At 47.5% G+C, this 19,667-nt stretch carries 19 protein-coding genes and 1 riboswitch; of the genes, 6 read left to right on the top strand and 13 right to left on the bottom strand.

The genetic code is table 11. From position 1 onward, the window contains the following. Positions 1-25 precede the first annotated feature (25 nt). From uvsE to EL84_RS08800, 4 genes are all read right to left on the bottom strand, one after another. Positions 26-1,027, bottom strand: coding sequence for a UV DNA damage repair endonuclease UvsE (gene uvsE, locus EL84_RS08815; protein WP_036614105.1), 1,002 nt, complete (start codon positions 1,025-1,027; stop codon positions 26-28). Positions 1,028-1,182: 155 nt separating this feature from the next. Next, positions 1,183-1,506: a hypothetical protein gene (locus EL84_RS08810; RefSeq protein ID WP_036614107.1), complete on the bottom strand. Its 324-nt coding sequence runs from the start codon at positions 1,504-1,506 to the stop codon at positions 1,183-1,185. Between the two features lie 30 nt (positions 1,507-1,536). Further along, positions 1,537-2,637 carry a D-alanine--D-alanine ligase gene (locus EL84_RS08805; RefSeq protein WP_036614110.1) on the bottom strand — a complete coding sequence of 367 codons (1,101 nt, stop codon included), beginning with the start codon at positions 2,635-2,637 and terminating at the stop codon, positions 1,537-1,539. A gap of 137 nt (positions 2,638-2,774) precedes the next feature. Beyond that, positions 2,775-3,794, bottom strand: coding sequence for an amidase domain-containing protein (locus tag EL84_RS08800; protein ID WP_047841417.1), 1,020 nt, complete (start codon positions 3,792-3,794; stop codon positions 2,775-2,777). A gap of 362 nt (positions 3,795-4,156) precedes the next feature. Here EL84_RS08800 and acnA point away from each other — a divergent pair, with 362 nt between their 5' ends. Then, positions 4,157-6,871, top strand: a complete 2,715-nt coding sequence (acnA, locus tag EL84_RS08795; protein ID WP_036614112.1) for an aconitate hydratase AcnA — start codon at positions 4,157-4,159, stop codon at positions 6,869-6,871. A 130-nt stretch (positions 6,872-7,001) separates the two neighbouring features. Here acnA and EL84_RS08790 read toward each other — a convergent pair whose 3' ends face one another. The 7 genes from EL84_RS08790 to EL84_RS08760 form a co-directional block, all read right to left on the bottom strand. Then, positions 7,002-7,316, bottom strand: a complete 315-nt coding sequence (locus EL84_RS08790; RefSeq protein WP_047841416.1) for a hypothetical protein — start codon at positions 7,314-7,316, stop codon at positions 7,002-7,004. A gap of 32 nt (positions 7,317-7,348) precedes the next feature. After that, positions 7,349-7,747 (bottom strand): hypothetical protein, encoded by a 399-nt coding sequence (locus EL84_RS08785; RefSeq protein WP_047841415.1) that lies wholly within the window; start codon positions 7,745-7,747, stop codon positions 7,349-7,351. Positions 7,748-7,961: 214 nt separating this feature from the next. Then, a complete protein-coding gene (locus tag EL84_RS08780) occupies positions 7,962-8,171 on the bottom strand; it encodes a hypothetical protein (RefSeq protein ID WP_047841414.1) in 210 nt (69 codons plus the stop codon). A gap of 13 nt (positions 8,172-8,184) precedes the next feature. Continuing rightward, the gene (locus EL84_RS08775) at positions 8,185-8,745 is read right to left on the bottom strand and encodes a VanZ family protein (RefSeq protein ID WP_047841413.1); all 561 of its coding nucleotides are present in this window, start codon (positions 8,743-8,745) and stop codon (positions 8,185-8,187) included. A 28-nt stretch (positions 8,746-8,773) separates the two neighbouring features. Further along, positions 8,774-9,637: a D-alanyl-D-alanine carboxypeptidase family protein gene (locus EL84_RS08770; protein ID WP_047841412.1), complete on the bottom strand. Its 864-nt coding sequence runs from the start codon at positions 9,635-9,637 to the stop codon at positions 8,774-8,776. A gap of 99 nt (positions 9,638-9,736) precedes the next feature. Next, complete coding sequence (locus EL84_RS08765; protein ID WP_047841411.1) at positions 9,737-10,825, bottom strand: sensor histidine kinase; 1,089 nt, start codon at positions 10,823-10,825, stop codon at positions 9,737-9,739. Further along, a complete protein-coding gene (locus EL84_RS08760) occupies positions 10,818-11,513 on the bottom strand; it encodes a response regulator transcription factor (protein WP_036614121.1) in 696 nt (231 codons plus the stop codon). The genes EL84_RS08765 and EL84_RS08760 overlap by 8 nt, the downstream gene beginning before the upstream one ends. 84 nt (positions 11,514-11,597) lie before the next feature. On the opposite strand from EL84_RS08760, the gene EL84_RS08755 reads away from it, so the two are divergent. From EL84_RS08755 to EL84_RS32505, 5 genes are all read left to right on the top strand, one after another. Then, positions 11,598-12,548 carry a helix-turn-helix transcriptional regulator gene (locus EL84_RS08755; RefSeq protein ID WP_047841410.1) on the top strand — a complete coding sequence of 317 codons (951 nt, stop codon included), beginning with the start codon at positions 11,598-11,600 and terminating at the stop codon, positions 12,546-12,548. 73 nt (positions 12,549-12,621) lie between these two features. Beyond that, positions 12,622-13,440, top strand: coding sequence for a zinc ribbon domain-containing protein (locus EL84_RS08750; protein ID WP_047841409.1), 819 nt, complete (start codon positions 12,622-12,624; stop codon positions 13,438-13,440). A 464-nt stretch (positions 13,441-13,904) separates the two neighbouring features. Continuing rightward, on the top strand, positions 13,905-14,072 hold the full coding sequence (locus EL84_RS31975; protein WP_017690769.1) for a hypothetical protein: 168 nt from the start codon (positions 13,905-13,907) through the stop codon (positions 14,070-14,072). A 182-nt stretch (positions 14,073-14,254) separates the two neighbouring features. Beyond that, on the top strand, positions 14,255-14,944 hold the full coding sequence (locus EL84_RS08745) for a hypothetical protein (RefSeq protein ID WP_047841408.1): 690 nt from the start codon (positions 14,255-14,257) through the stop codon (positions 14,942-14,944). A 229-nt stretch (positions 14,945-15,173) separates the two neighbouring features. Beyond that, positions 15,174-15,950, top strand: coding sequence for a hypothetical protein (locus EL84_RS32505; RefSeq protein WP_235431505.1), 777 nt, complete (start codon positions 15,174-15,176; stop codon positions 15,948-15,950). 403 nt (positions 15,951-16,353) lie between these two features. Here the strand turns inward: EL84_RS32505 and thiC are convergent, their stop codons facing one another. Continuing rightward, positions 16,354-18,168 (bottom strand): phosphomethylpyrimidine synthase ThiC, encoded by a 1,815-nt coding sequence (gene thiC / locus EL84_RS08735; protein WP_082218924.1) that lies wholly within the window; start codon positions 18,166-18,168, stop codon positions 16,354-16,356. Positions 18,169-18,556: 388 nt separating this feature from the next. Next, a riboswitch (TPP riboswitch) is annotated at positions 18,557-18,670 on the bottom strand. Between the two features lie 148 nt (positions 18,671-18,818). Then, positions 18,819-19,562: an IclR family transcriptional regulator gene (locus EL84_RS08730; RefSeq protein WP_017690772.1), complete on the bottom strand. Its 744-nt coding sequence runs from the start codon at positions 19,560-19,562 to the stop codon at positions 18,819-18,821. Between the last annotated feature and the right edge of the window lie 105 nt (positions 19,563-19,667).

The following is a 19,667-nucleotide window of genomic DNA, read 5'->3' as shown; positions in this document are numbered from 1 at the left end:
CTCGTTGCCCAGGCCCCTTTTGGCACTACGGATGAATGATGACGGTAGACTCGTCCACCCACTCCACACCCTCTTCGTGATAGAATGCCAGCTTCTGCATCAGTTGCACAAGAGCCTCATCCTTGCGTTTGGCCTCAATCATCACGTCAAGTCTTGGGGTGTCTGCTGCGATATGACGCAAGAAATCGAGCACAGGCTCTACCTCCACACCATCGGCATGACCTCGCAGATCCTTCTCACTCTTTGGACTGGAGACATGGATTTTGGGTGGCAATGGCTGATCAGCCGGTGAATCTGCCTGGGCAAGCGGTGACTGCCAGGTCTTTAGAATATCAGGCCACAGATCCCATGCCTGTTCTCCTTCGTTGTTCACCCAATGGTGATGGATATCCAGTACCATGGGCAATCCCAAGCGCTGGCACACGGCAAGTGTCTCAGGCGCATTGAACGTTTTGTCATCATTTTCGAGTGTGAGCCGCTCCTGAATGTCCCGATCCAGCTTCAAAAAGTTTTCTTCAAAACGAAGCGCCGCCGAAGGCTTGTCCCCGTATGCACCACCAATATGTATATTGTTCTTGGCAGTGGCATTCAGACCCATGGCATCCAGCATCCGAACATGATGACGAAGGTCGCGAATCGAGTTGCGCAGAACTTGCTCGCGGGGGGTACTAAGTACGGTAAAATGATCCGGATGAAAGGACACACGCATATGATTTTCCTTCACAAAATCACCAATGGCCGCAAAGTCCTGCTTCAGTGCCGGGAACGGGTCCCAGTCATTCAGGTCTTCGTGTGTTGCCAGTGGAATCAATTTGGAAGAGAAGCGATATACATGAATATGGCTACCCTTGTTGTGCCTGAGCAAACGTAATGTATTGTGCAGGTTCTCGGCTGCAATCCGTTCGAGCTTGCGGATCGCCGCTTCCCTGTCATCGATTTTGTTAAAACTCGACATGGTCATGGTCCGGGAAGGCGAGGCGTTCTCTATAAGCACGGACATTGCCACGTAACCAAAGCGTACGAGCATGAATCTCTTCCTCTCTATTAGGGCGGAGAACCCGCACGGCATATTCAACCGTCAGGATGTACCGTCACTGTATATAACCAAGTTTTACCCTAAAAGAGTGACCATAATCGTATTCTGGCAAATCCGTCCTTCCGACCCGCACTTACAGTCAACAACTACTCCTGTGCTTGCTCCCCAAAGAACATCTCATCTGCAAGGGCAGTCTGAATGCGTGATTCTTCCTCAGTCAATTTGCGGATGAGTTGCATCTCCACCTCAGTTACCTCTTGCCCCTGGAAGTTGATCTCCGCAATGGAAACCACGATCTTGACGATGGCTACAGCCACGTTATCCGGTGTGTATGCAATCACTTTCTGGCCGGTAGGAAATACCCGGAAGCCCTGTTTGACCATTTTGCCGCGTCCGTATTCAAGCAGTTCGAACAGCTCCTGCTCATTCTTGAACTTGCATACGGAATTGAATTCAGTCTGAAATCCCATGCATATCCCTCCTGATCTTGTGGTCGCAGGCTACGCCTGTACGCCGTTCTCGTAATTCAGTGCCTGCTTGCGGTTGTAACGCTCCAGTGCCAGTTCAATCATGCGATCCAGCAGTTCGGCATACGATACACCTGTCTCACGCCAAAGAAGTGGATACATGCTGTATGGTGTGAAACCAGGCATGGTGTTGACTTCATTGATAAGCAAAGCGCCGTCATTTTTCCGAATGAAGAAGTCGGCACGTGAAATACCGTTACCTTCAATCGCACGGAACGCCTGCAAAGCTGCCTCGCGAATGCGATCTGCGGCCTCTGGATCCAGTGGAGCTGGAATCAGCATCTGTGATTGACCATCAATATACTTGGCTGCATAGTCATAATACTCACCGGAGGATACGATCTCACCTGGAACGGAAGCCATGGGCTCGTCATTGCCGAGGACGCTGACTTCAACCTCGCGTGCTTCAACGAACTCCTCAATGACAACCTTCGTGTCATACCGAAGTGCAAACTCGACAGCTGTCTTCAACTCATCGCGGTTACGTGCTTTGGAGATGCCTACACTGGAGCCCAGATTTGCCGGTTTGATAAAACAAGGATACCCCAGCTGATCTTCGACCTGTACGATCATTTCGTGCTCTGTCTGCTTCCATTGTGTCGCGTTAAAATACGTAAAGGCACATTGGTCAATGCCAGCCTGTGCAAACAGCTTTTTCATGACCACTTTGTCCATGCCGCCAGCAGAAGCCAGTACACCTGCACCTACATATGGCATATCCGCCATCTCAAACATGCCCTGAATGGTACCATCCTCTCCAAACGTACCATGCAGCAGAGGGAACATCACGTCCAGCGCTTCTGCTCCGCCATACAAACGGCCAAACAGGGCGTTCAGCGCATCCTGCGTTCCACCCGCCGATTGCTCCAGCTTCAAGTCTTCAATCTGCGCGAACGGCGCATGCATGACAGGTCCTTTTTTCCACGTACCCTGCTTGGAGATATAAAAAGGAACCAGTTCATACTTTTCATAATCAAATGCGTTTGTTACAGCAAACGCCGTTTGCAGCGACACCTCATGCTCGCCCGATTTTCCGCCGTACACGACGCCTACTTTTAATTTATCCATACTCATGTGTACCCTCCGATTATCTGTGCCTGATGCTGTCATGCTTGCATGCTCAGCACCCTTGTTATTCTGCTTGCATTATCTGGTCTTATTTTACACGGAACTGGATGTCTGCGTCACCGCATCCCGAAAATCTTTCGTCATCAAAACTCATCTGCAATATGGAAAAGCCGGTATACCGTCCGCTCTGTCCAAGCGTAAGAATCCCGGTAATCCCAAAAGCGGTGACGGCTGCTAACCGTATGTGCGTTAACAAGCGGCATACCGCCCGCATCAAACGCGGTCACAACGGTGCTGTGTTGAAATCGTCCATCTCCATCCCAATCGTAGAGAATAACATCGCCGAGCATCAGCTGCTCAGGACGCTCCACTTCTGTCGCGGTCAGCCCCCAGCTGCTGCCTGACAAATAACGCTCCAGACTGTTGGAAACTGCCCAACTGTAACTCCACATTTCGGAGCCATTCACATACCCTTTATACCACCAGCCAGCTTCTCTTCTACCAGTATAGTGGATGGGTGCGCCCCCTGCAAAGAGACATTGGGACACGTAATTGGTACAATCCACATCAAATTCCTCAAATGCCGGATTCCCCGCATTCCACCACCGATCTGCATAGGCAACCGCCAGATCTCTGCGATATGACTGTTGCCGTGAGCTTCTTCCTTGACCCAACACTTCCCGATTCAGCAGCGGCCGATTCATCGCCTGTACAAAATCAGCTTGTTGAAACGGACGCCCTTCCCCAGCAGGGCGACGCTCCGGCACTTCTCGCTCGACCCGCCCAATGATCCATCCACCACTCTGCCGCAGAAAGGTTAACCGCTCCCGCTCAATCCGGTCCTCCCGGTGGGTGATCCCGCTCTTCTCGTAGAACAGTCTGCTGTACAATTGTACATCCACCACCGCTTCTTCCTGGCCATCCATAAGCGTGCGCACAAGCTTGGCGCTGGTCTCGCTGCGAAGAGGCACGGCGCGCCGCTTACGATACCATTCGTCCAGTCTTGCCATACGCTCTCCCCGTTCCACCACGAAGTCAGGATCGGTAACGATCCGTTCGCTGGTCTGTGGACGGTAGTCGATCTCACAGCGATTGTACTGGTTCACGTAAGTATATAAGGCACTCTTCCATTCCCGTTCCAAGCCTGTGTCCCCCTTTGGCATGAGTTCTGTCTGGAATATTTCATTGCATATATAAACTCCTACTATTCATATGAAAGGGTCTTCGGTTGTATGTACACGGCTCAGGAGGGAGATCCGAAATTCGGCAAATACAGGTACACAAGATATCTTATTCCTGCTCGCTTCACGAAAACGCCTTCATCGGTCCAAAAGCTTGCTTGATCAGGCAAAAAGACCTTTACGTACGGAGGTGAAAACGGTATACTTAAAACTAAAGTTATGATTATGAAATTACGTTTCATCTGATGAAACTAACGAACAAGAACACGGAACGATGAAGGCCTGTTCTTCACCTAAATGAACGTTTTCTTCATCTCACCGACACATCCCAAGGAGGTACATGTATGTCAGCAAAGAATCATTTCTCCGCCGCTCGCAGTCTTGAGGTTGGAGGCAAGTCTTACCGCTACTACAGTCTCGATGCTCTTCAGGAAAACGGCCACGGCGATCTTTCCAGGCTTCCTTTCTCCATTAAAGTGTTGCTTGAAGCAGCAATTCGTCAATTCGACGGACGTGCTATCACCGAAGAACACGTAAAACAACTGACCGGCTGGGCAGATGGCCGTGACAATAACAAGGAAATTCCATTCATCCCTGCACGTATCGTTCTGCAGGATTTCACCGGTGTACCGGTTGTCGTTGACCTCGCTGCAATGCGTGATACTGTGAAAAAAGCAGGTGGCGATCCAAAACAGATCAACCCGCTCGTACCCGTCGATCTCGTTATCGACCACTCCGTTATGGTTGATGCTTTTGGTACCAACGATGCACTTGATTACAATATCAAAGTTGAGTTTGAGCGTAATGAAGAGCGTTACCGCTTCTTGCGTTGGGCGCAAACGGCATTCAACAACTTCCGTGCAGTTCCACCATCCACAGGGATCGTTCACCAGGTTAACCTGGAGTATCTGGCTTCCGTGGCAGCAACAAAAACCGTGGACGGCGAAACCGTTGTATTCCCGGATTCCCTCGTAGGTACAGACTCCCACACCACCATGATCAACGGACTTGGTGTTGTTGGTTGGGGTGTTGGTGGTATTGAGGCTGAAGCAGGTATGCTGGGCCAACCGCTTTATTTTGTAACACCGGACGTTATCGGTTTCAAACTGACAGGCAGCCTGAGTGAAGGCGCAACAGCAACGGATCTGGCACTGACCGTTACCCAATTGCTTCGTAAAAAAGGCGTTGTTGGTAAATTCGTAGAATTCTACGGACCAGGTCTTGCCAACATCGGTCTGGCTGACCGTGCAACAGTAGCCAACATGGCACCAGAATATGGCGCAACGATCGGTTTCTTCCCTGTTGATAGTGAAACGTTGAACTATCTGCGTAACACTGGCCGTCCTGACGAGCAGGTAGAATTGGTTGAAGCTTATTACAAAGCTCAAGGCATGTTCCGTACTTCAAGCACCGTTGATCCTGAATTCACAGATGTGATTGAACTGGATCTCGGCTCTGTTGTACCAAGTCTTGCAGGACCAAAACGTCCACAGGATCGCATCGAGCTGACACAAATGAAAGAAAGCTTCAACAGCATCATTCGCACACCTGTAGATAAAGGCGGCTACGGTTTGAGCGATGAGAAAATCGAACAATCCGTACCTGTGAAGCATCCGGACGGTTCCAACAGTGAACTGAAGGCAGGCGCTGTTGTGATCGCGGCGATCACAAGTTGTACGAACACTTCGAATCCAAGTGTTATGGTTGGAGCGGGACTACTGGCGAAAAAAGCAGTTGAACGCGGCCTGACCAAACCAGGATATGTGAAAAGCAGTCTGACACCAGGTTCCCTTGTGGTTACCGAGTACCTGGAAAAAGCAGGTCTGATCACGTATCTCGACAAACTCGGATTCAACGTTGCGGGCTACGGTTGTGCAACATGTATCGGTAACTCCGGCCCACTGCCGGACGAAGTGAGCGAAGCTATTGCTGAGAACGATATGACCGTAGCGGCTGTATTGTCCGGTAACCGTAACTTCGAAGGCCGTGTACACGCACAGGTTAAAGCCAACTACCTGGCATCACCACCACTCGTTGTGGCATATGCACTTGCGGGTACCGTAAATATTGACTTTGAAACCGATCCAATCGGTTATGATACGAACAATGAGCCTGTATTCCTGAAAGACCTCTGGCCTACCTCCGAGGAAATCAAGGATACCATCGCTAGTTCCCTGAACGCTCAGATGTTCCGCAACAAGTACGAGAATGTATTTACAGCCAATGAGCGTTGGAATTCAATTTCTGTACCGGAAGGTGAACTGTACGAGTGGGATCCGAACTCCACGTACATTCAGAATCCTCCGTTCTTCCAGGAGCTTGGCGACAAGTTGAACGATATCGCAGATATCCGTTCTGCACGCGTTATGGCATTGCTTGCGGATTCCGTAACAACGGATCACATCTCGCCAGCAGGTAATATTGCACCATCCAGCCCGGCTGGACTGTACCTGAAAGAACATGGCGTAGAGCGCAAAGACTTCAACTCCTACGGTTCACGCCGTGGTAACCATGAAGTCATGATGCGTGGTACGTTTGCCAACATTCGTATTCGTAACCAGGTGGCTCCGGGTACCGAGGGCGGTATCACGAAGTACCTGCCAACGGACGAAGAAATGTCCATCTACGATGCTTCCATGAAGTATCAGGATGAAGGACAGAACCTGATCGTTATTGCTGGTAAAGAGTATGGTACAGGAAGCTCCCGTGACTGGGCGGCAAAAGGAACATTCTTGCTCGGCGTCAAAGCCGTTATCGCAGAAAGCTTCGAGCGGATTCACCGTAGTAACTTGGTCGGCATGGGCGTAATGCCATTGCAATTCCAGGAAGGTCACGGCTGGTCCAGCCTTGGTCTGAACGGACGTGAAACGTATGACATTACTGGCCTCAGCAATGATGTGAAGCCAGGACAAGAGTTGAAAGTTACCGTAACTCGTGAAGACGGTACACAGTTCGAATTCCCTGTCATCGCTCGTCTGGACAGCATGGTTGACGTGGATTACTACCATAACGGCGGTATCCTGCAAACTGTATTGCGTCAAATGATGAAAAAAGCTTAATGATATAAATCATTAATGTGATGAAGTTATACAAAAGCTCCCTGCCACGTGCAATCAGCACGTAGCAGGGAGCTTTTTATTTAACTGTCGATATGCATCATCAATTTAATGATAAGTAGGTTCTTATCACTTAAAATTCAAAATTTAATCCAACTTCTGAATCATCAGGTGGTTCAGGAATACGATATACACCTCTGCAGTTTAATTTCTCCACGTTGATCCAGTCCACAAAATCATCCGCCCCGTAACTACGGATAAAGTGAGCATATTCCGTATTTCCCTCATGATCAATAGACTCGATATACAGGGTGAATGGGTGCTTATACTCTAGGCTCTGCAAAAAATCGATAAATTCTCCTCTCCACTCGCCAATTTTTCCTGCATATTGATTGGGAACGTAATAGTAGAACACATCAAAGTGATATACAACAATTTTCATTAACATTTACAAGCCTCCTAGAACTTACAGATCACAGTTTAGAGTTTTAAGATCTCCATACCTTCTCTCAGTTGTTCCGACACAGCGGTATAGTACTCAATGCTATCCGCAAGTTCGCGTTCAGTCTTATGTATAAGATAATAGGAATATTTCTTCATCAACTCATGCTCGTTTAACTCAACAGGGAGATAAATAATCTCAACATCATTCGAATTGAAATAATGACGATATCCTCTCTCCGATTGTCCCACTTTCATGACTGTTTTTATCACCAGCAACTCATCACGTGTACAAACTCTTATCAGATCAGTTCTTTTCTGTTCTAAATCACGCACTACTTCTTCATCGTAGTGATGAATCTTAGCTTCAGCAATTGCGCTTTCAATTTGCATAATGGCTTTCATGGTTCCTGCTAGTTCTTTAGCTAATGAATACAATGTATGTCCTCCTTTTTTTGTAAGAAATAGGTACTAACGCATCATCTCTACTCTACCTCATTTACGATGTTACTCGCAAAGTTCACTGATCCTCTCCTGAATTTGGGACCTTATGAAACACTAAAAAACTCCTCGTAAAGTGCACTCTGCACGTTACGGGGAGCTGTGGTTTCAGTATGTGTGTGTCCTCCGTTGCTTCAAGGCCAACTACCTTCTAATGTCCAATGTGATGTGAGGCTTGATCTAACAGTTGAATCGTGCCCATGATCAGAAACAGACACGACAGAGCAATTAACGAGCCTCCAACCCATCTAGACATGATTACTCGCTCCGTAATCTGTTTTTCCGAAGCATCCGTTACCTTGTGTGGATACACGAGAAATATTAGCCCTACGCTAATGAACAGTACAGCCATTATAATCAAGTTCTTCCCCTCCTTACACGTGACTTTCCTTAGAATTTAACTTTTTCGTCGTCACGCGGGATTCTCCTCCCACCAACACCTTTTTCAGACCCATAGCCATAGTGAAAACAATATATCCAATGAAGCCGCCGAGTGTATTAAGCATCAAATCATCCACATCAAATATGCCCATACCAGTCACTAACTGTGTCACTTCATAGCCCAGACTGAGCAGCAGAGACAGCAGAAGTACCTTTACTCCAGAGAATAACTTGTTGCCCGTCAACACAGGAATGAAGATGCCCAGTGGGATAAAGGCCAATATATTACCTACCAGATGGATTGCTGTACCCGGACGATGCAATGACAGGCTGTTCCAGTCTCGTGAGATTTCCTGGAATGGTGTCAGGTTCACGGTTCGCGTATGGATCAGATCCGGTTGTTGCAAGAACGCCATCAGTCGATCCTTCACGATGCCAAAATCGACCGGGCTTCCTTTGAACAGGATCAGCTTAGTCAGCAGATATAAATAGATAATGAAAACGGCAATCCAAAGGATGTAATGTTTGCTTTTCTTCTGGTTGTTGTGCTTCATGTTGTTTCGCCTCCTTTGTGTTGCCCTGTTATTTCTTTACGGTGACAATGACACCATCCATGTTATCACCCGATATTTCAGTTTGTCCTTGCTCAGGTATGTAAACGGTTGTGTCTCGGGTGGCCCGATAATAGCGGATATGATACTGCTCACCCTCTACTTCCACAGTAATGTTCTCTTTCTCTTTAAGCATATCGAGATACTCTTCAAGCACCAGATTATTCTTATACATGACAGCACTGTGCGGTAGCCCTACATATCGAAAGTGCCATGGTTCATACTGAATACCGGTGATGCGCACTTTATCCTTTGGGTAACGTAAAATAAATCCGTATTTCCATGCATTCTTCTCCAGCCAAGCACCCTCTGGTGCTTCATTCATGGCAGCCAAGCTCGAGCCGATATCCAGGGATAACCCAAGATTGTGCTCACTGTGTCCCGCAGGAAGCGCATAATCTGAACCCTTTTCCCGATATAACTCGTCCTGCTTTTCAAAGTCCCTGTACCCACTGCTGACGAGAAAATATCTGACTCCCTCTTCGCCTGCTGCTTCAACCATCTTCTGAAACTCCTGCGCCACCTGTCGTGATAACATGATTTTCTGATCCAGTATCCCATATCCACGAAGCAGATCATCCTCATGTGCCACATATACAATATCGGATTTAACTCCTTCCGGGTGAACGGGGTATTGCTTATCAACCAGTAACAAATTGCCCTTATGTACCTGATCCTGAATGTTTCCGGTGACGGATACGGTATAACCTGCGGGATTTTCACGCGTATTCTGAATCTCGATGGGCAACTCATCCTTCTGCTGAATCCATCCCGGTGATTGCGTAACTATATATCCGATCAAAATAATACATATCAAAAAGCCCCACTTCTTCATGCTTGTTCCTCCTTTTACCTCATACATCAAGGATAGACAACACAAGTTAAAGAAAAAGCAGGGCAATTTTAAAGTTTTTCTTAAATTTTGACGTCAACCTTATTGGAAGACGGGCAAACGAACCTCGAATAACGTCCGTACCACGTCGCTCTGAGCCGAGATCATACCGTCATGCTGCTCCACAATATTACGAGCGATAAACAGTCCAAGGCCTGTCCCACCCTCCTGAGGGGTCCTGGCACGATCTCCGGTGTAATACATATCAAAGATATGTGGCAATTCCTCTGGACGAATATGTCCACCATAGTTAATTACCTGAATGATGACCTGTTCTGCATCCCGATATCCATTAATATCTACGTACATGCCATCCTTGCCATGCCGTGCAGCGTTAATTAGCAGATTCTCGAACACACGAGCCAGTAGCTCGCCATCACCGGAGACCGTAAGGTCAGTGTCTATTTTTAGTCGGGCGACTAGTTGGTTCTTTTCAAATACAGGATAGAGCTCTTCGTTCATCTGCTTCAGCAGTTCGCTAAGATCCAGCTGTGTCTTGTTTATAGGCAGCATGCCATAATTCATACGGGTAATTTCGAACAAATCATCAATCAGCTTCTCCAGACGCTGTGATTTGGTGAATGCAATCGACGTAAAGTGCCGTACCTGCTCCTCCGTTAGCTGATCATCCTTCATGAGCAGATCCAAATATCCAAGCACAGACGTCAGCGGTGTTCGCAGGTCATGCGCCAGATTGACAACAAGCTGGTCCTTACTATTTTCAGCAAAATCCCCTCGTTCTACCGCTTCCCTTAGCTTCTCACTTGCCAAATTCACATCCTCCGCAATCGTACCTAACTCGTCCTTCGAGGAGATCTGCACACGATGCTGAAAGTCACCGTTGGCCAAATGCCTGATCCCTGTAGAAATGTCCTTGAAATACGTCGCGTAGGGCTTGGTAAACCAGAAGAAAAATAGAATGGCAAGTGGGATAAATAAGATCAGGAAGAAATAGATATCCCCGATACTTCTCATAAAATGACGATATTCAGCGAGCTGATCTTCTGCACGGACACCCGAATAATAGGCTTGCATAAGCTTGTAAATCCCATAGGTAATTGCACCAGAGGCAAGCATGCTTAACCCTAACAACATAATCATGGTTGTACGAAAACTTCTTCGTTTAGTCATTAAACGTGTACCCCACACCCCAGATGGTTTTGATAAACTTGTTCTTGTTCACATCTTCCCCCAGCTTTTTGCGCAGGGTCCGAATGTGGACCATCACGGTATTCCCACTCTCGTAATAGGCTTCTCCCCACACCTGTTCAAAAATATTTTCTGCACTGAACACCTGCTTGGGGTGGCTCGCGAGCAGATACAGAATGTCAAACTCCTTCGGTGTTAGTTCCACTGGTTTGCCGTAGAGTGTAACGCGATGTTGATCTGGCGTGATAATGAGCCCACCCTTCTCCAGAATGGACCTCTGAACAGGTGCAGACTGGCTGAATTGCAGAGAACGACGCAACTGGGAGTTAACCCGGGCAACAAGCTCCATCGGATTGAACGGTTTGGTCATATAATCGTCCGCGCCCATCACGAGTCCCGTAATTTTGTCCATATCAGACGTTTTGGCACTTAGGAAAATGATCGGTAAATGATGCTGTTCCCGAATTTTACGGGTCACCTCATACCCGTCCATGCCAGGCATCATAATGTCCAGAATCGCCAAATCTATCGCTTGGGTCTGAACAGCTTGAACCGCAGCCTTCCCGTCAAAGGCCTTGATGGTGTGATATCCTTCTTTTTGTAAATGTAAAGCAACCAGATCAGCGATCTCAACTTCATCGTCTGCGATCAGAATCGTAATTCGCTTCATTGCTTATTCCACTCCTATGTGTGATGCTCAACAATATAACATATTTGAATCCAACAGATAAACCAATGAAAGGAATCCATACATATGAAACTGGAGCGTTTATTAGCCATCGTGGTGTTGCTAATCAATCGTGGACGGGTGCAAGCCAAAGACTTGGCAGATATGTTCGAAGTATCGATCCGGACCATCTATCGGGACATCGATACATTGGGTCAAGCAGGCATCCCCGTGGTGACATATCAGGGGGCAAGCGGTGGGATTGGTCTGGCAGAGGGTTACCGTCTGGATCGAAACGTATTAACAGACAAGGACCTCGCCTCCATCGTCACTGCACTGCGCAGTGTATCCACTTCCCATGCTAATGCGGCGCGAGAGCTTCTGGTCGAAAAACTCAGCAGTATCGTACCTGAATCCAAAAATGACGATTTTCAGGCCAATACCAATCGATTCATCGTGGATTACTCAACCTGGACGCATCCCGAAGCGCTGAAAATCAAGCTTGAACTTATCGAACAGGGTATGGATCAATTACGCTCCGTAACCTTTACCTACTGCAGTGCGGAAGGTATCCATACTCACCGAACTGCCGACCCTCATACCATCGTACTCAAGAAGCATTCCTGGTATCTGTATGCTTTTTGTCACGAGCGGAATCAATTTCGCATGTTCAAGCTTGTGCGCATGCAAGATGTCACACTTGCTAATGAGCACTTCGAGCGTAAAGTCATCAACCCACAGAACAGACCCTGGCAACAGGAATGGAGCCGCCCGGACAATCAAGCTAGGATAACCTTGAAATTCCATGCTCGCGTCCGTCATATTGCGGAAGAATGGTTTGGGATCGAGAACGTCATGCCTGATGGGACTGGGTATTACATCAGCCAGGTTGCTTTTCCAGAGGATGGCTGGTTATATGGATTCATCCTGGGCTTCGGCGCGGACGTTGAAGTATTGGAACCTCAGCATATTCGGGATGAAATCTGCCGTATCGCGGAGCAAATTGTACAAAATTATATACCTCCGACTCAAACCTGACAGACAGCTGTCCAGTTCCTCCCCGTATACTTCAGATATATTCAATCTGTACATATATGAGGAGGAACTAATCATGAACGTCACTGTATGTCAAAGCTGCGGCATGCCGCTCACAACCCCTGCCCAATTCGGAACGGAAGCAGATGGAAGCACAACCCGTGAGTACTGTATCTATTGTTACAAAGAGGGCAAGTTTGAGCAGCCCGGTATGTCACTTGAAGGCATGACGGAGATGTGCACTGCCATTCTGAAGGACGAAGGCATGGATGAGGAATCCGCTCGTTCGATGCTACGTAACCAGCTTCCTTTTTTGAAACGTTGGCGCACGAATACAACGGATCAGCATGCAGAATCTCTCACTGAAACCTCTACTGCTTCTGCTAATCCTGGTCAGGTAACAACGGATCATTCGTTCTCTGCCCAGCCCGTTCGTTATGTCACGCTCCCCGGCAAACGTCTTGCCGGCGTATCCGCCCGCACAACCAACGCCATTGAAATCAGTGGCAAAGGTTGTATTCAGGGACTCTGGAACAATTATTTTGCCTCAGAGCACCTACCTGCACCTGAAGTTGTTCGCTATGGCTGTTACACGGATTACACCGATGGCATAACCGGAGAATACACCATACTGGTAGGGCATGAGGTCAGTCCGAACGAATCGTTGCCTGAGGGATTGGACGACATTTTACTCCCTCCTGCAACTTACGCCATATTCACTTCCAGAAAAGGACCGATGGCAGAGGTTGTTGGCGAAGCTTGGGGAGCCGTGTGGGCATGGGATAAACAAAGCGATCGTACGTTCACTGGGGATTTTGAATTGTATGATGAACGCAGCCTGAATCCCGAAAGTGTACAAGTGGATATATACATCGCTGTTCGCCAAAGTAGATAAAGCCAACACGATACCACCTCAGACAGAATCAAAGTTTCATCGCATCCTTCTTCATATCACGTAAGCTGCCGGGTTCGCTCGGCAGTTTTTTTATATCCGGAACTACATTACCCCCTAAACAACCCGACCATGGTACCAAGTTAGTTAGCATGCTTTGCATCATTTAACCAGATAATATGCCTCATATACGGGTACCATTGACTTCCTTAAAATTGGGACTATTCACATAACAACCGATTCGATCCTCCCATATCAAACCTTTCATATTAGGTCCTTTACTCCTGAATTTCCCTAAAAACGTTTACATCTCCTTAAAACCGGGTAAAATCACTACAATCCAATTGGAATTACGCTTTAAACTCTTTTATTTCGTCTAACAAGTCACATGTACCTATATGCGCACCTGGCATGGTAACCAGTCGAAATACATAATTCATAAAAAACGCATCAAAGGAGGAACCAAGATGATCCGCATGCCTATTCAGCAAATGATCCCGTACCATCACCAATATCCGCGCAACACGGCGACCACTGCTCCTAAAAAGGAGAATGAGAACACTCAAGGTCTATCCTTTCATGAAATTCTGCAACAAAAAATGGCGAAGAAAAATGCTTCTCCTTCCCTTAGATAAAAATGGACACCGGACCGACCCTAGTCGAGTCAGGTTATCAACCGTCTTTCCGCTGCTTGGCGGCAGGGCGGTTATTGGCGTTGAGCAATAAACGACTGTACAGTTCTCAGGCATGTTTCTATAATGGTTTAAATATCTAAAAGATCCATGACATATACGAACTGTAAAAGGGGACTTAGCACATGATCACCATTGGTTGTTTTCACGCTCATTATTCTAACATCGCCTTAATTGAAGAGACGCTTGCTCCTTATGAAGTTGAATTGGTCCATTACGTCGATCCAGGTCTGGATCGTCTTAAACATGACGCTGACTTTTCCGAGGTCATCATTCACGAGAAAGTAGCCCAGACGCTCCAATGGATCGCTGAGTGTCATGCCGATGCTATTCTGGTTACGTGTACCCTGTTTGCGACAGTACTGGAGCAGGAAGCCACACAGGTCCCTGTGCCTGTGATCGGCATAGATGATCCGTTATTGCAGGAGATGCGGCGAGTACCAGGAGATTACATAATAGCATTCACCAACCCGGCAACTATTGAAGGAACGATGGCACGGGTGAATCAGGCATTACAGCAAGAGGATGAGAATGGGCAACTACACGTTGCCAAGACATATCAGACGGAAGCGTTGTGCATCCCTGGGACATTTGAGTTGATTATGCGTGGAGATCAGCAAGGGTATCTCGAAGCGGTACGAGAAGGCTTACAGCAGATTGCTGAGCAGTATCCGGGTAAAACGGTAGTGGCAGCCCAACTATCTATGGCTCCCGCTGCTGCACAGGTTACAATAGATCGCGGTATTCCAATCCATAGCCCTCTGGCATTGCTTGCAACGTATTTGGAGAAGAATTTGGGACTGGCTCGAGAGTAGATGTATCAAACAATTAATTGATACAAATTGGATGTGCTCCTGTGATCTTGTTAAGAGTTAGTAGCGTAAATATAATTATGTTTAATTTATTATTTACATAAATACATATTAATCCTAATTTTTTAAAATAATAATTAAATATACATAATTTAGGTGTACAAACCTAGGGTTATATGATAAATTTAGATTGTTATAATTTAACAAATTACTCAGAGGGTGAGGTTTTACATTGAAATTATTGCGTTTATCGAAGTTACTGTTGGTTTGCTGTCTATGCCTATTACTTATTCCTACCAGTGCTTTCGCTTCTGCAGAGAATAAAACTGTGAAATTGGATATAACTTTATTAAAGCAGGGTATTCCTTATGAAGTAATAGAATCCTGGAGCCCTGAGTTTAAGAAAAGTCTTTCGAAAGAAGATGGATCAATTGAAGTAGTGGCTCATGAAAAAGCCTCAGCACCTGAATTCAACGGAGAGGTTGGACCACTCGGAAATATCAAGGATGATCAATTTGACTATTATATAACCGTAGTTCGAACTGATAACGTTGATAATCGTGAAAGATTTATGGTTGCATTAACGGGCAAATGGAAATCAATGCCTGTATGGCGTTTATCCGATGCCTATGGCGCTTCTTTCGATAAAAATATTTGGAGAGCCGTCCCAGGTTCTGCATATTATGAAGATAAAGTAAAGTACAGTGGGAACTCTACTTTTACAACTTTAGGAAGTGGACGTAATTTTTCATATACTGGTGAGAGTGGTGTTGGATTCAATGCTGATCTCAAAGGGGGCATTATTATAACAGAACAGGTTGCCGCTGCTGTCTTTACAATAGAACATAAAAAGCAAGGAAATCAAAGTGGTCTCTCCCAGATACAATCCAATTATTATCACATTAAAGGTTCGGGTAGTGTTGGATTATCTTTTGGAGCTTTGAGCGTTAGTTTTTCGGGCTCAGCCAATAATGATTCGAGAGGAACACTAAAAGATTTCTACTATTAATTTACTCTGAGTATTAAGAACATTATATCTTATTAGATAAATTTGAATTAATTGTTCACACTCTTAAGATATGTTAAGCACAGTTCCATTTATTGTAGAGGAGTGAATGCTAGTGCGTTACTTATACATTCTAATTTTGTTTATTATAGGCTTGGCCTGTTCTGCGTTTATCTACGGTGGAAGTCTTAAATTAGCGGACGGCATACTGTTTGTCATTGCAGGTATTCTGTTTCGAATTTGGAGTAAAATGAAGTAAACTATAGTATAGATATCTGTGAAAGACGGCCAATATTTAGTTAAATCCAATAGAGCTAATCTGAAGGATACAAACAAAAAAAACAGTTCATCACTCATTGTATGTGATGAACTGTTTTTTTTGGCTACACTATCAATCTCCACTCACCTACCGCATCCGGTACTCCTCAGCCTTCGCCTGCATCCCGGCAGCTACAGCCTCATTCTCGGACAATCCTTTATCAGCGGCAAAGGCACGAATGTCCTGCGTGATGCGCATGCTACAGAACTTTGGTCCACACATGGAGCAGAAATGAGCTTCTTTGGCTCCTTCTGCTGGCAGCGTCTCATCATGGTAGGACAGCGCACGTTCCGGGTCCAGTGACAGGTTAAACTGGTCACGCCAGCGGAATTCGAAGCGCGCTTTGGACAATGCATCATCGCGGCGCTGGGCACGTGGATGGCCTTTTGCCAGATCGGCGGCATGAGCTGCGATCTTGTAGGCGATAACCCCTTCCCGCACATCATCCTTGTTGGGCAGGCCCAAATGTTCTTTTGGCGTAACATAACAGAGCATGGACGTGCCGAACCAACCAATCATGGCCGCACCAATGGCGGAGGTGATGTGATCGTAACCCGGGGCAATGTCGGTCGTCAGCGGCCCCAACGTATAGAACGGTGCCTCTTTACAGATCTCCATCTGCAAGTCCACATTCTCCTTGATCTTATGCATCGGCACATGCCCAGGACCTTCGATCATCACCTGCACATCGTGCTTCCACGCAATCTGCGTCAGTTCCCCGAGCGTAGCCAGTTCCGCCATCTGAGCCTCGTCATTGGCATCATAGATACTACCTGGACGGAGTCCATCTCCCAGCGAAAACGCTACATCATACCTTTTCATAATCTCACAGATTTCTTCAAAATGGGTGTACAAAAAATTCTCCTGATGATGCGCCAGACACCATGCTGCCATAATGGACCCGCCCCGGGACACAATGCCTGTCATCCGCTTGGCCGTCATGGGGATATAACGCAGCAGTACACCTGCATGAATCGTAAAGTAGTCCACGCCCTGCTCTGCCTGCTCAATGAGTGTGTCACGGTACAACTCCCAGGTCAGCGCTTCCGCTTCGCCATTCACCTTCTCCAGCGCCTGATACAGCGGCACCGTACCAATCGGCACAGGTGAATTACGGATGATCCATTCCCGGGTGGTATGAATGTTTTTTCCTGTGGACAGATCCATCACCGTATCCGATCCCCAGCGTACCGCCCAAGTCATCTTCTCCACCTCTTCCTCGATGGAAGAAGATACAGCAGAGTTGCCAATGTTGGCATTGATCTTCACGTGAAAATGACGACCGATCAACATCGGCTCACTCTCCGGGTGATTGATGTTGGATGGCAGAATGGCCCGTCCACTCGCCAGCTCCTGCCGTACAAATTCCGGTTCCACGCCCTCACGAATGGCGGCAAACTCCATCTCTGCCGTAATGACTCCTTGCCTCGCGTAGTGCATCTGGGTCACACAGCGTCCTGGCTGTGCCCGCAGCGGTTTGCCTCGTAATCCGGGGTACTCTTCAGCGCCAGCTCTCTTCCCTCCGGGCTTCAGTCCGTTATCCTCCGGTTTAACCGTACGACCCTGATAAGCTTCAACATCGCCACGCTCTGTGATCCAGCGGGTGCGCAGGGCTGGCAAACCTGCGCGGATATCCGCATGAAATGCGGGATCGGTCATGGGGCCGCTCGTATCGTAGACACGCAGCGGTTCGTTATGCTCCACCCCTTGGGGAGTATTCGTGTCATGAAGGGCTATCTCACGCTCCGGTACAGCAATGTCCGGCCGTGAGCCCTGAATGTAGACTTTGCGGCTACCGGGAAAGGGCTGAACCCGTCCGGCCGCTCCTGTTTCTTTTTCCACCTGCTGATCGTTATGTCCCTGTTCCGTCGCTTGTTGTCCCGTTTGATTTCCTGTACTCATGTTCGCTTGTCTCCTCCTCAGTGTTCGTCGCTTGTTTGGTTGGTTTCGTCATTAGCTCACTTACGTACCTGTCCCAAATCATGCGCAATGCAGAGAAGAAAGAGCGATCCTACACCAGACCAGGGAAGACACTTTTCATGTACAGTTAACAACAGACGGAGGCTGCCACAGATCTTGGATGATCTATGGTGCATTCTCTATTCATCCAAGCCCACTGTTGCAGGTTATTGAAAAAGAAGCCCATAGAGTCCGCGCTATATCGCCCGTTCCCTGTATATAAAAAAGCCGGTCCCCGAAGGAACCGACTTTTATGTCCATCACCAATAATGCACCTTCATGCAACTCCTTAACGGAGCCCTACAAGGGTCACATCATGTGGTGGTTGTGGTCATATCGCCGATTACTTCCCTACGCTGGTATGATCCAGATCAGGTGCAAAGGGTCCGGAATCTCATGCGATTCCGTCTCAGTCCGGACAATTCGGACTCCCCCAGTAACGTTAACAAGTTGCGGCTTACATAAGCCGCTGTTCATATTCAATGAAGCTGGCCCCGTTGGGCCGTCCATTACAGAGTAGCGCAACCGGAACATAAAAACAACCTTTATATTCCAGAACACCAACCCAATTGGAGAAAAATCTTAACTCAACATCAGGATAACATGAGCCCCATTTGCGTAGCAGCATCCTTCAACACCGGTGCATACTCATGCAATGTCTCCTGCGAGAGTCGACTGACAGGTCCTGAGACCGAGAGCGCAGCTGCAATATTGCCTCTGCGATCCATAATCGGTACAGATACCGCGGCAGCTCCCGGCTCACGTTCCTCGTAACTTGTGGCATATCCGTTATCCCGGATATCTCCCATCTGCGCTAAATACACCGCTGGATCAATAAACACCGGCCATTCCGGCCCGTTCATCAGTTCTTCACGATCCTCGTCCGTGGCAAACGCCATCAGGACTTTGCTGGAAGCCCCCACAGACAGCGGGAGTCTAACACCAACGGGAGCAACTCGGCGGATCGCCTGATCACTTTGCACCGCCTGAATACGAATCCGTTCACTCCCATCACGCAGGTACAGACTCACGGTCTCCCCCAATCGATCTCTCAGTCGCTCCATCGCAGGCAACAGCAGAATAGCGGGATCATCACTGCGGGACATATGAGCTGACAGCTCCCAGATTCGGATGCCAAGTCGGTACTTCTCTGTTGCTGCATCGCGGATCACGAACCCTCGATCCTCCAGCGTAGCCATCAAGCGGTGCACTGTACTTTTGTGCAGGCCAATCTGGCTGGCAATTTCGGTGAGTCCCAGATCACTGCGTGTGGTAAAACATAATAATATATCCAGCGCCCGTTCCACAGCCCGGACGGTTAACTTGCGATCTTCCATGGCATAATGCCCTCCTCATGTTTCATCACATGAAACTTGGTTACATAAATTATATGAGAAACGGTCTCATCTGTAAACCAAAAAGAGCCAAATTCAAAATAGGCC

It is taken from the genome of Paenibacillus sp. VT-400, assembly GCF_001029205.1.
Taxonomy (GTDB): domain Bacteria; phylum Bacillota; class Bacilli; order Paenibacillales; family Paenibacillaceae; genus Paenibacillus; species Paenibacillus amylolyticus.
The sequence above is the reverse complement of the archived record's forward strand: the minus strand, read 5'-3'. Positions and strand labels throughout refer to the sequence as shown.

What these genes read in the sequence shown, in the direction of transcription:
- uvsE (WP_036614105.1), bottom strand. Translation starts at nt 1,027, where the DNA reads ATGCTCGTACGCTTTGGTTACGTGGCAATGTCCGTGCTTATAGAGAAC.
- EL84_RS08810 (WP_036614107.1), bottom strand. Translation starts at nt 1,506, where the DNA reads ATGGGATTTCAGACTGAATTCAATTCCGTATGCAAGTTCAAGAATGAG.
- EL84_RS08805 (WP_036614110.1), bottom strand. Translation starts at nt 2,637, where the DNA reads ATGAGTATGGATAAATTAAAAGTAGGCGTCGTGTACGGCGGAAAATCG.
- EL84_RS08800 (WP_047841417.1), bottom strand. Translation starts at nt 3,794, where the DNA reads ATGCCAAAGGGGGACACAGGCTTGGAACGGGAATGGAAGAGTGCCTTA.
- acnA (WP_036614112.1), top strand. Translation starts at nt 4,157, where the DNA reads ATGTCAGCAAAGAATCATTTCTCCGCCGCTCGCAGTCTTGAGGTTGGA.
- EL84_RS08790 (WP_047841416.1), bottom strand. Translation starts at nt 7,316, where the DNA reads ATGTTAATGAAAATTGTTGTATATCACTTTGATGTGTTCTACTATTAC.
- EL84_RS08775 (WP_047841413.1), bottom strand. Translation starts at nt 8,745, where the DNA reads ATGAAGCACAACAACCAGAAGAAAAGCAAACATTACATCCTTTGGATT.
- EL84_RS08770 (WP_047841412.1), bottom strand. Translation starts at nt 9,637, where the DNA reads ATGAAGAAGTGGGGCTTTTTGATATGTATTATTTTGATCGGATATATA.
- EL84_RS08765 (WP_047841411.1), bottom strand. Translation starts at nt 10,825, where the DNA reads ATGACTAAACGAAGAAGTTTTCGTACAACCATGATTATGTTGTTAGGG.
- EL84_RS08760 (WP_036614121.1), bottom strand. Translation starts at nt 11,513, where the DNA reads ATGAAGCGAATTACGATTCTGATCGCAGACGATGAAGTTGAGATCGCT.
- EL84_RS08755 (WP_047841410.1), top strand. Translation starts at nt 11,598, where the DNA reads ATGAAACTGGAGCGTTTATTAGCCATCGTGGTGTTGCTAATCAATCGT.
- EL84_RS08750 (WP_047841409.1), top strand. Translation starts at nt 12,622, where the DNA reads ATGAACGTCACTGTATGTCAAAGCTGCGGCATGCCGCTCACAACCCCT.
- EL84_RS31975 (WP_017690769.1), top strand. Translation starts at nt 13,905, where the DNA reads ATGATCCGCATGCCTATTCAGCAAATGATCCCGTACCATCACCAATAT.
- EL84_RS08745 (WP_047841408.1), top strand. Translation starts at nt 14,255, where the DNA reads ATGATCACCATTGGTTGTTTTCACGCTCATTATTCTAACATCGCCTTA.
- thiC (WP_082218924.1), bottom strand. Translation starts at nt 18,168, where the DNA reads ATGAGTACAGGAAATCAAACGGGACAACAAGCGACGGAACAGGGACAT.
- EL84_RS08730 (WP_017690772.1), bottom strand. Translation starts at nt 19,562, where the DNA reads ATGGAAGATCGCAAGTTAACCGTCCGGGCTGTGGAACGGGCGCTGGAT.